The sequence below is a fragment of the Mariniflexile sp. TRM1-10 genome (genome assembly GCF_003425985.1).
Classification (GTDB): Bacteria; Bacteroidota; Bacteroidia; order Flavobacteriales; family Flavobacteriaceae; genus Mariniflexile.
Window position 1 is genome coordinate 2,607,384 of sequence record NZ_CP022985.1, and the last position, 16,163, is coordinate 2,623,546.

The 16,163-nt window shown below is 33.3% G+C and carries 9 protein-coding genes and 1 pseudogene; 6 read left to right on the forward strand and 4 right to left on the reverse strand.

The window, feature by feature from the left end:
* Window positions 1-172 precede the first annotated feature (172 nt).
* The 3 genes from CJ739_RS11080 to lysS form a co-directional block, all read right to left on the reverse strand.
* Window positions 173-1,378, reverse strand: a complete 1,206-nt coding sequence (locus CJ739_RS11080) for a hypothetical protein (protein WP_162880191.1) — start codon at window positions 1,376-1,378, stop codon at window positions 173-175.
* A 356-nt stretch (window positions 1,379-1,734) separates the two neighbouring features.
* Complete coding sequence (locus tag CJ739_RS11085; RefSeq protein WP_117175283.1) at window positions 1,735-3,789, reverse strand: ATP-binding protein; 2,055 nt, start codon at window positions 3,787-3,789, stop codon at window positions 1,735-1,737.
* Between the two features lie 245 nt (window positions 3,790-4,034).
* Window positions 4,035-5,729: a lysine--tRNA ligase gene (gene lysS / locus CJ739_RS11090; protein WP_117175285.1), complete on the reverse strand. Its 1,695-nt coding sequence runs from the start codon at window positions 5,727-5,729 to the stop codon at window positions 4,035-4,037.
* A gap of 165 nt (window positions 5,730-5,894) precedes the next feature.
* Here lysS and CJ739_RS11095 point away from each other — a divergent pair, with 165 nt between their 5' ends.
* Genes CJ739_RS11095 through lipB form a run of 3 tightly spaced genes read left to right on the forward strand, consistent with a single transcriptional unit; the run spans window position 5,895 to window position 7,543 of the window.
* On the forward strand, window positions 5,895-6,053 hold the full coding sequence (locus tag CJ739_RS11095) for a YqaE/Pmp3 family membrane protein (RefSeq protein ID WP_117175287.1): 159 nt from the start codon (window positions 5,895-5,897) through the stop codon (window positions 6,051-6,053).
* 38 nt (window positions 6,054-6,091) lie between these two features.
* Window positions 6,092-6,841 carry a hypothetical protein gene (locus tag CJ739_RS11100; protein WP_117175289.1) on the forward strand — a complete coding sequence of 250 codons (750 nt, stop codon included), beginning with the start codon at window positions 6,092-6,094 and terminating at the stop codon, window positions 6,839-6,841.
* Between the two features lie 3 nt (window positions 6,842-6,844).
* Window positions 6,845-7,543, forward strand: coding sequence for a lipoyl(octanoyl) transferase LipB (gene lipB / locus CJ739_RS11105; RefSeq protein WP_117175291.1), 699 nt, complete (start codon window positions 6,845-6,847; stop codon window positions 7,541-7,543).
* Window positions 7,544-7,665: 122 nt separating this feature from the next.
* On the opposite strand, the gene CJ739_RS11110 is transcribed toward lipB, so the two are convergent.
* The gene (locus CJ739_RS11110) at window positions 7,666-12,042 is read right to left on the reverse strand and encodes a hybrid sensor histidine kinase/response regulator transcription factor (protein ID WP_117175293.1); all 4,377 of its coding nucleotides are present in this window, start codon (window positions 12,040-12,042) and stop codon (window positions 7,666-7,668) included.
* Window positions 12,043-12,394: 352 nt separating this feature from the next.
* Between CJ739_RS11110 and CJ739_RS20625 the strand changes: the two are divergent.
* From CJ739_RS20625 to CJ739_RS11125, 3 genes and pseudogenes are all read left to right on the forward strand, one after another.
* Window positions 12,395-12,492, forward strand: a pseudogene (locus CJ739_RS20625) (IS1595 family transposase); the annotation flags it as partial.
* Between the two features lie 66 nt (window positions 12,493-12,558).
* Complete coding sequence (locus tag CJ739_RS11120; RefSeq protein ID WP_117175295.1) at window positions 12,559-12,984, forward strand: hypothetical protein; 426 nt, start codon at window positions 12,559-12,561, stop codon at window positions 12,982-12,984.
* 387 nt (window positions 12,985-13,371) lie between these two features.
* Window positions 13,372-16,095: a pectinesterase family protein gene (locus tag CJ739_RS11125; RefSeq protein ID WP_117175297.1), complete on the forward strand. Its 2,724-nt coding sequence runs from the start codon at window positions 13,372-13,374 to the stop codon at window positions 16,093-16,095.
* The last annotated feature ends 68 nt before the right edge of the window (window positions 16,096-16,163 follow it).

A 16,163-nucleotide genomic window follows, 5' to 3' on the forward strand; every position in this document is an offset into this window, starting at 1 on the left:
TTAAGAGTTTAAAAAGGTTTAAACGGTATGTTGATTTTAACAGAAAGTTAACGCTATGGATTTGCGTTAGGGCTTACTCATGCTTATTATTTTATGAAATCAAGATAAATATCAAGTACGACCGCTTCTCCTGAACGGAGCCGAAGGGTATGATAACGCCCAATAAAAAGTATTATTTGAAAACGGGTACTTTAAGACTAATCCCTGTTTGGAAATCGGCAGCATTATTTACACGAAAATCTTCTTTAAAATATAGTGACAGTGTTAGGTTTGGTCTGCCATAAGTGTAAATAAAGGTCCAGTAGGATAAGGCGGTATATAACGTAGAAAAACCGTGTTGCCAACCGCCGTTTATTTCTTGCCACTTACCAATTAATCGGTAATAATCGGCTTCTTTTCGTTGGTTATATCTAGATTGAATTTGGTAGTTAACGCTTAAGGCATTATAGTTTTTTTGTTTTGTGAATTTTGCTATTTCAAGATGGCTTTCAATAGTTGCTAAATAGGGGTTGTTACCTAAATCGATAACATCTTTAAAGTTAATTAGGTTTTTTCGCAATACATTTATGGCAACACCTGCGTTAAATTCGTAGTTGTTTTTTAATTCAATTTTTTTAATGGCATTTGCAGATAAGCCGAAATCTAAAGAATGGTTATATTTTGAGGTGTTAATACCTAAATGGCTTCCGAAATTAATGTAAATATTTTTAGAATTGCTTTTTGTGAATGTAGGATAGTAAAAATAATTAAGTTCTATGCCACTTAAAAAGAAATCGTTGTTGTTTAGTTCGAGCGTATTTCCGTTTCTGTCGGTGTATTTAAAATTTACTTGATTCAATCCATAATAGCGCCTCCCAAAAGGGTCTTCTCCTCCAGCGACATTACTGTGGAACCACTCTAGGTTCTCATCGCTCGTAAAAAACGAAAAAGGGTGTGTCCCTTTGGTAATTAAATAAGAGCGAAGTGTAACGTCTAGTTCGTTTTTTTTATTTAAAGGGATATTAATGCCCAGTCTAAACTCTTTAATTACGGCATCAATAACGATGTTCATATAATCTGCCGGTGTCGTTTCCTGATCTTTAAAATAAAAATTTCTATGATACCAAATTAATTTGCTCTGTTCTTTTCTTACTTCGGGGTCTTTTGGCAGATAGGTTTCTACAAAAGGGTGAAAGTTGTTTCCACTGGCGGAACTAAAGGTAATCGTCGTGTTTTTTTGTGAAGCTATTTTGAAATTGGTATTAATTCTAGAGCTAAAAATTCCGAAATGATGGGTGCTTAAGATATTAGGTTTTTCAATACCATTTTTAAATGAGATGCTATCTTGTTTTTGCGCCACCAAAATGGAGCAGAATCCACAAGTAAGTATGAGTATCATATTTTTTAGCATTTAGTAAAAATATAGAAATTTTTAAAATTTATGAAGTTGAGTTTTTTGGTTGAAATTGTTTGTTTTGTATGTTATCTAACGGCTGTTTTTTCTTAAAAAATTAACATTCAATACCATTTGTCTTAAGGAAGTTTTAAATTTTCAATTTCTTATGTTAAACATTTCTAAATAGTTTTAATAGATGGAATAAAATGCGTCAATTTGTATAGTTATTTATTGGAAACAGATAATACTCATATAGTTGTTATTTAGTTTAGTAATAAATTAAGTTTAGTTGGTTAGTTTGTAAAAGCCCAGTGATTTTAAAATCACTGGGCTTTTTATTTGTTTAAATAATAGCGGTATTAAAGCGTTTGTTCTTCGCTATTATAAAAATGGAATTCTAAAAGTTTGTATAGATGTTCTTTTTTAAAAGGTTTGGTGAGGTAGTTGTTCATGCCGTTTTCGATAGCTTTGTTTATGGCTTCGGTTGTTACATTTGCCGAAAGTCCAAAAATAATAACATCTTTGTCTGTTTGTCTAATAATACGTGTAGCTTCCCAACCATCTATTTCTGGCATGTGAATATCCATAAAAATAAGTTGGTATTTTTTCTCTTTGACTTTGTCTAAAGCCATTTTGCCGTTTATTGCTGTGTCCGATTTTATGCCTATATCTTCAAGGAATTTTTTTAAAACAATAATATTAAGATTGTTATCATCAACGATTAACACATTTATATCGGTCGTTTTAATTGTTTTTTTGTTTTCAGAATGCTTTACGACTTCTTCTGTGATATCAAATAAGAATGATACTGTAAATTTAGAGCCTACGTGATACTCACTTTCAACAGAAATTTCCCCACCCATCATGGCTACCAGATTTACACAAATCGCTAATCCAAGACCACTGCCTTCGTGTTGTTTTTTGACACTGTTATCAATTTGGGTAAACCTATTAAAAATAGTGTGCAGCTTGTCTTTTGGAATACCTATGCCCGTATCTTCGATACTAATAATTAATTTTAATTTGTTTTCAATAACAGTTTCAGAACAGGTAATGGTAACACCTCCTTCTTTAGTAAATTTTAAGGCGTTTTTTAATAAATTATATACAACTTGAGTAAACTTGTTTAAGTCGCCAATAACTGTTAGATCAAAAACGTTTTCAAAATTGGTCTTTAAATAAAGATCCTTTTTTAAAAATAAAAACTGATTAACTTCAACGAGTTCTTTAATTTTCTTAACTGGATTAAATTCAACTTTATCTAATTCTGTTTTTCCAGATTCTATTTTATCTATTTCTAAAATATCATTAACCAGATTTAAAAGATTGTTTGAAGATTTGTCCATTAAATCCACATACTCCTTGTGAGTATTGTTTAGTTTTTCACTTTTTAAAATTTCAATGAAGCCAATAATAGCGTGTAATGGGGTTCTGATTTCATGGCTCATATTAGACAGAAAATCGGTTTTTGCCTGCGATGCTTTATTGGCTCTATTCTTTTCTTTGTTTAATTGTTCATTTAGTTTTATTAAGGATAAATTAGATTCTAGGGCTTGTTTAGTACCTTTTCTAGCCCTTAAATAAAAATAAACAAGCATTGCAACGATAAGGGCTAAAAACAGGCCAATTATTAAGGCCATGTTGATTATAATTTTACCATCAGCAAGGATTAATTTTTCTGAAGGATAGACGTTCAAACGCCATGTTTGTGTTTCTTGCCCGTCAACTTGTAAGGTGTTTGTATAAACGATGTTGCGGTTTGTTTTAAGTTTTAAATCACTGTTTTTTTGATAAAAAAGGGTGTTTTTGTCGTCATAAAGTTCTATAGCATATTGGTTTTCTAAGTAATTAACTAGCCTGTCAAAATCATTGTTAAAATCCAAGCCAGCACTTATGGTGCCTTGAAACGTGTTTTTGAAATATACAGGGACATCTACAAGAAAGGCATGTCCGGATTGTGTTAATTTTATCCAGGAAGTAATGTTGGTTTTGCCGCTTTTGGAATGGATAATCCATTCGTTCTGTCTGTAATCAAGTTTAGAAATATCTAGGTTTAATGCACGTTCATTCCCTTTTAAAGGATTTATTTTTCTAATAACCATCAAGCTGTCTATCCATTCAACAAACCTAAAAGAGTCATCTTGATTTAGTATTAAATTAGCATCATGTTCCCAGTTTTCAAAGTAATTACCATTGGTAAATTCTAATCTACTTTTAATGTCTTCTAGCTTAGTAACATCTGCTTGTACAATATTATTAAATTCCTTTGAAATTAAATTTCCAATATGATACAAGTCTTCTTCTATATCAGCGTAATGTTTACTTATAGAAGCAGAGTAAATGGATAAGATGAGAGATACGAGTATAAAAAAAGTGGTAATAGCAATTATAATATCTAATTGTTTTTTAACCATAATTAATTATTACCATTTTTTATTCTGTAGTTAAGTTTTTATAAATATAATCCATTGGGTGTAATTAGACAAAAATTAATCAAGAATGATTTTTAGATTAAAATTTCAAGCCAATCAGGAATAAATGTTAGTCAGAGTCTTGTCGAAGATTTTAAAATATATATTTCGATAGGCTATCTATGTGACAATGGATATGAGATTAGCAATAAAAATAATGGCCACCAATGATTTAAGTGAACTCTGTATTAAGAAATATATTCAACAACTAATGTTTCATCTGTTTTAATAACGTTAGCTAATTGGTGTTTAGTTAAAGCTTTAATGGCTTTGTCCCATGCTTTGTTGCTTAAACCGGATTGTGATTTTAATTCGATCAACGCTATGCTTTTTTTGCTTTTTAAAATTCCAAATATGGTTTTTTCAGCATCGCTTAGCTCCACAGCCTTTTTTTCTGGACGCATTTGCGGAAAGAACAATACCTCTTGTATCGATTGGTTGTTTGTTAAAAACATAATGAGTCTATCCATACCAATGCCCATACCCGATGTTGGAGGCATACCGTATTCTAAAGCACGTAAAAAGTCGTAATCTATAGTTCCTGTAGCTTCGTCGTCACCTTTTTTAGAAAGCTCTAATTGATGCTCGAAACGTTCGCGTTGGTCTAGGGGGTCGTTAAGTTCGGAATACGCATTGGCAATTTCTTTGCCACAAACCATTAGTTCGAAACGCTCAGTTAATTCCGGATTTTCTCTATGTTCTTTACATAACGGACTCATCTCTTTTGGGTAGTCTATAATGTAAGTAGGCTGTATGTAGTTGCCCTCGCATTTTTCCCCAAAAATTTCATCAATTAATTTGCCTTTACCCATGGTGTCGTCCACTTCAACACCCATGCTTTTTGCGGCAGTTCTGATATCGTCTTCAGTTTTTCCGGTAATATCAAAGCCTGTAAACTGTTTTATGGAATCTGCCATGGTTACTCGGGCATAAGGCGCTTTAAAATCTATTTCATGTTTGCCAAAAGTAGCTTTTGTTGTGCCATTTACTGCGATAGCGCAATGCTCAAGTAGGCGTTCGCAAAAATCCATCATCCAGTTGTAATCTTTATAAGCTACATAAATTTCCATAGCGGTAAACTCGGGGTTGTGGGTTCGGTCCATCCCTTCGTTTCTAAAGTTTTTAGAAAACTCGTAAACACCATCAAAACCACCAACAATCAAGCGTTTTAAGTATAATTCGTTAGCAATTCGCATATATAACGGAATATCTAAAGCATTATGGTGTGTTACAAACGGACGTGCTGCGGCACCACCTGGAATAGGTTGTAAAACAGGAGTTTCTACTTCAAAATACCCGGCATCATTAAAAAATTGACGCATAGCATTGAATAATTTGGTGCGTTTTACAAATACGTTTTTCACCTGTGGGTTAACCACCAAATCGGCATAACGTTGTCTGTAACGTTGCTCGGGATCGGTAAAAGCATCATAAACTACACCGTCTTTTTCTTTAGGTAGTGGTAACGGTTTTAAGGCTTTACTTAATAGGGTAAAGTCTTTTACACGTACACTTTTTTCACCAACTTTAGTTGTGAACAATTCACCTTCAATACCAACGAAATCACCAAAATCCAAAAGTTTTTTAAAAACTTCGTTGTATTTTTCTTTATCATCGCCAGGGCAAATTTCATCACGGTTAAAATACACTTGTATCTTTCCGTCGGCATCTTGTAAATCGGCAAAACTTGCTTTTCCTTGTACCTTAATCATCATCAAACGGCCAGCAATAACTACCTTTTTACCATCTTCAAAATGATCTTTAATTTGTTTTGAAGTATGGGATACTGGGTATAAATCGGCAGGATAGGGGTTAATGCCTAATTCGCGTAATTTTGCTAATTTTTCTCTTCGTACAAGCTCTTGCTCTGATAAATGCGACATATTCTAAATTTCTGAGTATTTTTTAAAGGCACAAAGATAAACATTTGATTTACGATTTACGATTTTTTGATTTACGAATTTTAGGGTTTAAGCGCTTCGTGGTAATGTAACAAATAATCTATTTTTACGTCAAAGAAGTAATCATCAATCATAAAAAATCAAAACATGAGTTTCTGGAGAGTTATACTGTCTATTATTTGTCCGCCCTTAGCAGTTATCGATAAAGGCTGCGGTTCCATATTTATTGTGTTCCTATTATGGATTTGTGGATGGGTTCCTGGTGTTATTGCAGCCTTGGTTATTCTTAATAATCCAAAAAATTAAACTTATATTTGCTTGTAGAATTTTAAACATAATAATTTATGAGACCTTTTTTTGCCCTTTTTTGCTTGGTAATTTTAACAACTTTTGTTAGTTGCCAGTTTTCTGAGAATATTTATATAAACGCTGACGGTTCCGGTAAAATGGAATTTTCGTTTGATGGCAGCCAGCTTATGCAAATGGCAGGCGATAAAATAGGTGAAAACCAAGAAAAAGCCATTGATTCAACCTTTAGTTTTAAAGAATTATTTGATACCATGCGTGATAGTATTTCTAAACTATCGGAAGAAGAACAGCAAAAAATAAAGAGTTTGGAACCATTTAATATGCACATGGTTATGGATCCAAAAACCTCTAAAATGACTTTTGATATGTTTACCGATTTTAAAAAAGTAAGTGAGCTTCAAGATATGTTTAAGGCTATGAAAAGCTTTGGGGATTTAAAAGGGAAGGAGAAAGCGAGCGGAGAAAACAATCCGTTTTCTTCTTTTGGAGGTGATGGCACTACCGAGCTGGATTATAATTATGATGGGAAAATATTTAAGCGTACCGCCAGAATAATTGATAAAGAAGCCTATAAACAAGTCACCGATAGTTTGGGGCAAATGGCTATGATGTTTGGTTCTTCAACATATAAATTAAATTACCATTTTCCTAAGCCTATAAAATCGGTTTCTAATGAAACAGCTATGTTTAGCGACGATAGAAAAAGTTTTACGGTTGAGTTTGATTTTATGGACTATATAACGAATCCCGAAGCCTTAAATTTAGAAGTTGTATTAGAGGATTAAGCTTTGAATAAAACCATTGAAATACAAGATTTAGGACTTAAAGATTATAAACAAACTTGGGACTACCAAGAGCAACTGTTTAAAAGCATTGTAGACGCTAAAATTAAAAATAGGCGTGACAATACGGCTATCGAAACCAAAAATCACTTTTTGTTTGTAGAGCATCCGCACGTGTATACTTTGGGTAAAAGTGGCGATTTGTCTAACCTGCTTTTAAACGAACAGCAACTTACGCAAAAAGGGGCTTCCTTTTATAAAATAAACCGTGGTGGTGATATTACCTATCACGGTCCTGGGCAAATTGTTGGTTATCCTATTTTAGATTTAGAGAATTTTTTTACTGATATTCATAAATACCTGCGTTTTTTAGAAGAAATGATTATTTTAACGCTTGCCGAATATGGATTAAAAGCCGAAAGAAGCGATGGTGAAACAGGTGTTTGGCTAGATGTAGGCACCCCGTTTGCACGCAAAATTTGCGCTATGGGTGTGCGTGCCAGCCGTTGGGTAACTATGCATGGCTTTGCATTGAATGTGAATGCCAATTTGGGATATTTTGATAACATTATACCCTGTGGCATTCGTGGTAAAGCTGTAACTTCCTTAAATGTAGAACTTGGTGTTGATAAAGTTGATGAAACAGATGTTAAAGAAAAACTGTTAAAACATTTTAGTGTACTTTTTGAAGCGGAGCTTGTTTGATGTTTTTACTGCCAATACTTTGAGTACCAATTTCATAATTTATTAGCAGAGATGCTTTCTTACTGAATTTTGTTTAGACTGTCACTTGTTGGGGCTTAATAATTTTATTTTATTGCGAATACCTATTTATTTTGTTTCCGATATTCTGTAGGAGTAACACCATACTTTTTTTTGAAGGATTTGATGAAATATTTCATATCTGAAAACCCTGTCATGAAAGCAATTTCCTTTATTAAAAGTTGGCTGCTCACAATGAGTTGTGCGGCTCTCTTTATTCTGACGTCTCTTATGAATTCAACAGGGGTATATCCCGTCAGACTTTTAATTTTATTGCCAAATGTGGTTCGGTTAAGGCCAACACTTGATCCTAATTCTTCTACTGAAAAATTGTTGTTATCTATGTTTTTTTCTATAGCAAGCATAACCTTTTTCATTATTTCTTCATCTTGGTCTGTAATGAGACAAGGCTTAGGGGTAAAATCTTTAAATTCACTTTTATCTAAAGAACCAAAGATAGTTTGCAATCGTTTCCGTTGACTAAGCAGGTTTTCTATTCGAGCTATAAAGTAAGAGACACTAAATGGTTTGGTAATATAATCGTCAGCACCATAAGATAGTCCTTCAAGTTTACTTTCTATATTAGCTTTTGCAGTAAGAAGAATGACAGGAATATGGCTGGTTTCAATATTGTTCCTGATTTTTTTTAGAAGATCAACGCCATTTAGTTTTGGCATCATAATATCACTGACAATAAAGTCTGGATTTTCTTTAATAGTTAATTTATAACCGATCTCGCCATCTTCAGCCTCTATCACATGATATGTGTCTTCAAGGATGCTTTTAATAAATGATCGTATTTCAGGGTCATCTTCAACAACCAAAATTCGAATTTTTTCTTGATGATCTCTTGCAGGGAATTTTGGAGGTATAGCCAAATTAGATTCCGATTCTTTTTCCTCTTTAATAAACTCCACATCATTTGAAAAATGTTCTTTACCTAACTTAAAATATATAGAAAATGAACTACCTTTATTTGGTTCACTCTCAAAATATAGTTTGGCGTGATGCTTTTCAGCAAGTTCTTTTACCATAGACAAACCAATTCCGGTACTAGGATTATTACTCTTGTCGTTAAAAGAAACGAAGCGAGTAAATAACTTACTTTGTTTGTCTTTTGAAATTCCAATACCCTCATCAATGAAATGAATACCTACTTGTTTTTTGTTTTTCGTGATTTGGACATTAATGGATTTTCCTTTTGGGGTGTATTTAAAGGCGTTGGATAAAAGATTCAAAACAATTTTTTCAAGGGCATCCCTATCTGCCCAAATTTTAGCATCTTTTGCATTGTTATGAAAAGTGAAGTTGATATGTTGTTCTTTTGCAACTTCTACAAAATCGTTAAAAATATCCTTTACAAACTTGGGTACATTTATTACGGAAACTTTAATTCCTGTATGCTGTATTTTACGGAAATCCAAAATTTGATTAACAAGTCTTTGCAGTCTATTCGAGCTATGGGCTATATATAAAAGTTGTTTTTTTATTGCTTCGGGAGTTTTATCATCCTTTATTAAGTGTTCTATAGGAGAGGAAATTAGGGTTATAGGTGTGCGTAATTCATGAGAGATGTCTATAAAAAACTTTTGCTTCATGTTAGACATCTCTTTTTCTAATTTCACATTGGTTTTTAAACGGTATATGGTAATTATAGTATAGTTAATAAGTAGAAAGATGACAATTAGAGCAAACACATATATAAAATAAGCTAAGTTGGTATTCCATATGGAAGGTTTGATGCTTATTGGTAGTTGACGTTCGTTATCTGTCCAAATACCTTGGCTATTGGTTGATTTTACTTTAAAAATATAGGTCCCTTTGGGTACATTGGTATAGGTTGCTGTACCGTGCGTTTGGCTATAATTCCAATTTTTATCAAATCCTTCTAATTTGTACGTGTAATTAATATTTGCAGGGTTTTTATAATCCAGTGCCGCAAATTCAATAGTAAAGAAGTTTTGATCGTGTGATAAAACCAATTCTTTACAATTGTCAATGGATAGGTTTAATGGAGAGTCTTCGTTAATTGAAACTTTTTGGTTAAAAAGTTGAAAATTGGATAATGCTAAATACGGAGCGAAATTATTAGTCTTTATTTGGTCTGAAAAGAAATGTAAAATACCTTCTGAATATCCAAATAGCAATTCGCCGGAATTTAATTGTAATCTGGTAGCCTCAGAAAAATTGTAATTGGATATAATGGTCTTTACTTCATGGAAAACCTCAAAAAATTCTTGATCAGGATTAAAACGAGATAAGGTGTAATCAGTAGCGATCCATATTTTGCCATCAACATCTTCTAATAGCGAAAGAATATTGTCCGATGGTAAACCGTCCTTTTTAGTAAAACTTTTAAATGCTACTGGAAAACCAAAAGAATCTTTTTTTACTACTTTGCTGATGCCTCCAGAGGTAGTAGCTATAAAAATTTCCTTTTTCTTGGTTATACAAATATCTATAATGTCATTACCATTTAACCCCAAATGAGTGTCATCAAATCCGACTTCATATTTTTTTATGGCAGAAGGATTACTTAATACATTATTGGGGTTAAACATAAGCAATCCTTTGGTAGTTCCAACACATAGAAGTCCCTCAGAGGTCTGTTTTATGCAACGTACTTTATTAAAATCATCTATAGGGTAAGATTTCCATATATTGTTGTAGTTGATAAAACGTGTTTCGCCATGTTCATTGGTATCTATAAGATTGACACCGCCATAAAAAGTTCCTATCCAAATGCGATTACTTTTATCTTGAAAAACGGTATAAATATCATTGCTAGTTATGCTATAAGGGTCTGATTCATCCATTTTAAAACTAATGACTTTGTAAGTAAACGGATTATCTTGTGGGATTAATTTATAGAGTCCGTCTCCGCGAGTTCCAATCCAAATGTTAGATTGGTTATCTTGCGTGATACAATAAGCGGCCTTATTCCATTTGGAGTTTTCTTTTAATTGCCCTGAAGGTGAAAGACATCCAATTTTATTTAAATTTTTGTCTAAAATAACAATTTGACTTTGTCTGTTACCAACCCAAATATTTCCGGTTTTATCCTGAAAAATAGATCTTACATCACTAGTGGAAGACTGAATTAATTTATTGGTTACACTAGATGTTTTGAAATTGTTTTCACTAAACACCACTTTCACTAAACCTGCTGATTCGCTGCTATACCATAAGTTTCCTTGCTTGTCAAAAAATGCGGCGGAAAAATTATTTGTATAATTACCCTTAGGAAAATAGCCATTATATTGAAATGGAATGAGTTCATGATTACTTGGATTGAATTTTGAAAAGCCACCACCATAAGGTTGTACCCAAATATCACCTTTATAATCGGTAATGACATAAGGTCTTGTAGGTCTGATCGGTCTTGCTAATCCCTGTGAAATAGAGGGGTAATCATAAAATTTTTGTGTAGAAAAATCAAATTGATAGATGCCCGTTTCCCGATTGCTTATAAACCATAATTGACTGTTCTGTGTCAATGCAATAGGCATTATATTGTTGGTTACAAGTCCAGGTTGGGTTTTGGAATTATAAACTTGAATGTTTCCAGTGTAAATATTAATAGTACAGAAACCTTTTTGGTCTGTTAAAGCAATAATTGTCTGTTCATTTAATTTGCTCATCCAAATAATGTTAGCATCCAATTCTAATTTTTGTGTACTAAAAGATTGTTGGCTTTTAGAATATTTGGCTATTATGCCGTTAGATCCTCCAAACCAAATCTCATTATCAAGCTCAACGGTGGTAAAGAAAGCATTAGTTTTTCCTGTTTGGTTTGAAAAGTAATTAATAGGTTCATTTAGTTTGCCTGCTTTAACAAGTGTTAATCCATTATTTGTTAAAAGCCATGAATTGTTGTGTTCATCTTCATAAACTGAATAAACAGCAGACGAATTGAGGGTTTTGAGTTTTTTATTGTATATTTTGGTTGTAAATAAAGAGTCAGAAACCAGTATGCATCCATCACTTTCAGAAAGTAGCCATACGAATCCAGATTTAGTTACTTTTACGTTACTTAACGAGAATCCTTCTTTTGGTATATTGGGAATTAGTTCAGTGCCCCAAAAGGTTTCAGTTTTAGGATCGAAACAGTAGGTGTATGTTTCATATGCATTAGATCTTATCCAAATACGTCCATATGTATCTTCCGTAATTTTATCGATGCGGTTATCCTTCATTACAACCTTATCAGATGGTTGTGTTTTATAGTTTTGAAACGTATAACCGTCATATTTGCTAAGACCATTATAAGTAGCTAACCAAATAAATCCTTTCTTATCTTGAATAATTTGGGTTATTGTGTTATGTGGAAGTCCATCTTCCACTAAAAAATGTTCAAGTGAAAAATTTTGTTGCCCTATGATGTTATAGGGGAGTAAAAAAAACATTAGAATAAACAAACAAATTTTCCCAAGAATTTTCATAGAAATTGTTTCTTTTAAGGAAGTGCTAACAAAACATTTAGGCAATTATAATTGTCTAAATGTTTTGTTATAAGTTTAAATTTCACTCCCATTGACTAAGCTACGATTTTTTTTTGTTTAAATTAAGTCTAAGCATTAGGTAGTTTATTGTTTGCGTGTATTTTTTTACTAAAATCTAGTATCACGCTTAAAAATAATCCATTTGTTATTTACCACCTTTCATATTGTGTTTTGACCATACTATCAATCAAGGAATACTTTATTTTTGTAATCGATTGCACTTTAATGGTGTATTAACAAATATATATATATTCTTTTTATTCAATCTTTACTTGAGAATATATACTTACACTTTGATGTATTTTGTTTTAGAATTATTCGTTCACAATTTAAAACCGGTAGCTTTCACAAGTGATACATAGAATGGTGGATAGCAAACCAATATATTAAGAGCAAATTAAACAGCTGCTAAACGCATAACTCAAAATATTTTTAATCAAATAACATACTTGCCTTATGAAATTTGAAAACTCAAGCTATTATAGTACAACAGACTCAAAAAAAGTAACCTTGGCTATAGGAGACCTTTATTTACTGGATTTTTTTTGTATTGCCGAATTTAATGAAGGTGTACATATTGGTATAGAAGAATGCGAAGACATAACTATAGCTTTGGTAGACCATTATGGTGAGAACTTGAAAATTGGTTTTATTTCAAACAGAGTAACCTCATTTTCCATTGATCTTAGACAATGGGTCAAGTTTAATGCCTATTATGATTTTATTGTGGCGACAGCCATTGTTTTTTATGATGATTTAAATTTCGATATTGCCACAATTGAAAAACACCTGTCCCATTCTAGTACAAAAAGATGCCGTACATTAGATCAGTCCATTGAATGGATGAGAAACTTAAAGGAATTTAAGGATATTTATGCTTGAAAGTAATAAGATAAAATAGTCTTTCTAAGAATTAATTTCTGTTGAAGAGTTTACCATAGAGAAGAAGGCAAACAGGAAGAAGTTACGATACAAAAAAAGCTAAAGAGGAATTTACACGAGTCGTGATGCATTATACAGGGAGTTCTGACGGAATATTTTTAATAAGATATTTGTACCTGAAAAACAATCCATTTGTTATTTGTCCCCTTTCTTATTGTATTTTGACCATACTAATACGCAAGTAATACTTTAACTTTGTAATCGATTGCAAACTATTTTTTTGTATGTACCTTTAATTAGTGTGCTTCTCATGGAAGGATGAAAATTAAAAACAATATTTATTATTAAACTAAAACTAAATTATATTAAACAAAACTACTTATTATTATGAAATTACTAAAAAAAGTTGGCCTCTTCTTTGTTGGCCTTTTATTGTCACATGCAACGTTTGCTCAAAGTTTTAGTCCAGACATTGTAGTAGATATTAATGGAACAGGGGATTTTACCTCTTTGCAAGCAGCTTTTGATGCGGCTCCTGCCGGCACACCCACACTAATTTATGTAAAACGAGGTCTCTATGATCAGGAAAAGCTAATTATTCCTGCTAATAAAACGAATATTACGTTAATCGGGGAAAGTAGGACAGAAACGATTATTTCTTACGATATATATAATTGTAACGATGGAGGTGATGGTATGTGCCCAGATAACAAAGTAGCACTTTGGGACAGCAACAGCGATTTGGTAAGAACCGCTGCTACCCTAACAATCATGGCGAATGATTTTAGAGCCGAAAATATAACCATTGAAAATACTGCTGGTCCGGTAGGTCAAGCCCAGGCCATTACACTTCAGGCGGATCGCAATGTGTTTGTTAATTGCGATATCAAAGGATATCAGGATACCATATACTTTTGGATGGCAGAAACATCTCGAGCTTATTTTGACTCCTGTATGATTTTGGGCCGTACAGATTATATTTATGGACGAGGTGTAGGATTTTTTAATGAATGCGAAATTAGAAGTTATGGTGGCGCATGGATAACAGCGCCTTCAACTACAGAAGCCCAAGACTATGGCTTTGTGTTTTATAAGTGTGATTTAACATACCAACCTAATAGCCCTAGAAGCGGAGATGATGGCGCGTTGATAAAATTCGGACGTCCATGGCACGAATACCCTAAAGTATCTTGGTTATACTGTACCATGCCAGCAGAAATTGATCCTTTAGGTTGGGGAGATAAATGGAATATGGCTTATTCCGATACGGATACAAGACTTCATTTGTATGAGTGGATGAATACGGGTCCAGGAGCAGACATGAGTGGTAGAGCTGATTGGGCAGGCCTAAGAGCCATGGTAGATCAAGCTGAAGCCGATTTATATGAGCCGGAAATTGTATTGGCAGGTTCAGATAATTGGGATCCTACAGCAATAGCACCAACAGTAACAGTATACGATTGGGATGGTGGAGCAGGAACAAACGGATGGTTGGAAGCTAATAACTGGAATCCCAATGGTGTACCAGCAGTTTCGGAAGCTGCAAATGTTGATGGTAGTGTGACTTTAGATGCTAATGGTGGAAGTTTTGCTGCCGATTTAAATTTAGTAAATGGCGCCACTATTGATGTTTCAGCTAATAGTTCTGTGACTTTGCTGACACTTAATCAATCAACTATCTCATCTTCTGCTAGCGTATCATTATCAGGGACTATTAAAACTAAAGGCGTAGTGACTATTAATACTTCCGGTAATCTTGATGTTTCAGCTACCATTAGTGGTGTGCATCAAATAACTAAAACAGGTACTGGTATATGCCAACTCAGCAACACTAATGCTGGTTTTACTGGAGATGTGGTTGTTGATGCTGGAGATTTACAAGCTAAAGTAGGGAGTGCTTTAGGTGTTTCTGGAAAAATAACAGTAAAAACTAGTGGCAAGTTAACTGTTGATGTTAGTAATGCCATTGATGTGAATACGGCACTTTATACGGAAGGTTCAGCATCATTGGTGCTTAATCAAGACATAACCATTAGTGAATGGTATATTGACGGTGTTATACAACCTATTGGAGAATATGATGCCACTACACATGCTTCAACCATCAGTGGTGTTGGTAAAATAATTATCGGAAGACCAAGTGAGTTTGCTTTTCTTGGAGGTGCTTGGGATAATGCTAATAATTATTCTCCCGCATTATTACCTGAAGCAGGAGAAAACGTCATTGTTGATGGGGTAACTATTGAAGCACAAGGTAATTTGTTTTCTGGAAATATGTTTGTGCAAAATGGAGGTAATATCCGTCTAAGAAACAACACTATTAATTCAAAATGCTTGGGACCTGTTACCATGTATCAAGGAACTAATATTTCGTATGCAACAGGCGGTACTGGATTTCACTTTGTTGCTGATGTTATATTAGAAGGTGATATTTCATTATTTATGAATTGCGACAAAGTTGCTGGTAGCGTTATGGAGTTACCAGGAACTTTTACGGGGAGTGATAAAGTGATTGTGCGTAATACAAGAACTGATGTGGTTAACACCGCAACAGCAAATTTAGGTGGAGATAATAGTGGGTTTACTGGTACATGGGATTTAACTGTTCCAGCTTCAAAAGCTGGTGGTATATCGGCTATTAATGGTTTGGTTGAAAATGCTTTTGGAAACGGGGTAATTAATTTGGCTGCCGATAACAAAGCCGTTTTTAATCATGCAAAATGTGCCGGTGATGTTTTAAATATGAATATAACAGGTTCAGCTACTGCGGTATTAAACGTTGCTGTTACGGTGCAACAATTTACTTTAAATGGAACTACACTTGGAGATGGTACATATAATGCTTCAACACATCCTGGTCTGCTTTCTGGAACGGGTTCAATTACTGTAAATTCTAGTTTAAGTGTAGATGATAAAGTCTTTTTAGAATATGGTATGTTAAGAGTAAATGGTACACTTGAAAACCTTGAGATTTATAACCTTATGGGGCAACGTATGCACCAAACTAATTCTGCTCAAGAAATAGATTTAAAATGGTTAAAGTCGGATATCTATATTATTCTTTATAAAGTAGATGGTAAGCAAGGATCCATTAAAGTTTATAAAAAATAAGTTTATAAATCTAACTTTTCCTTGAATGTATAAAGTGAATTAAGCATATGGAAACATATGCTTAATTC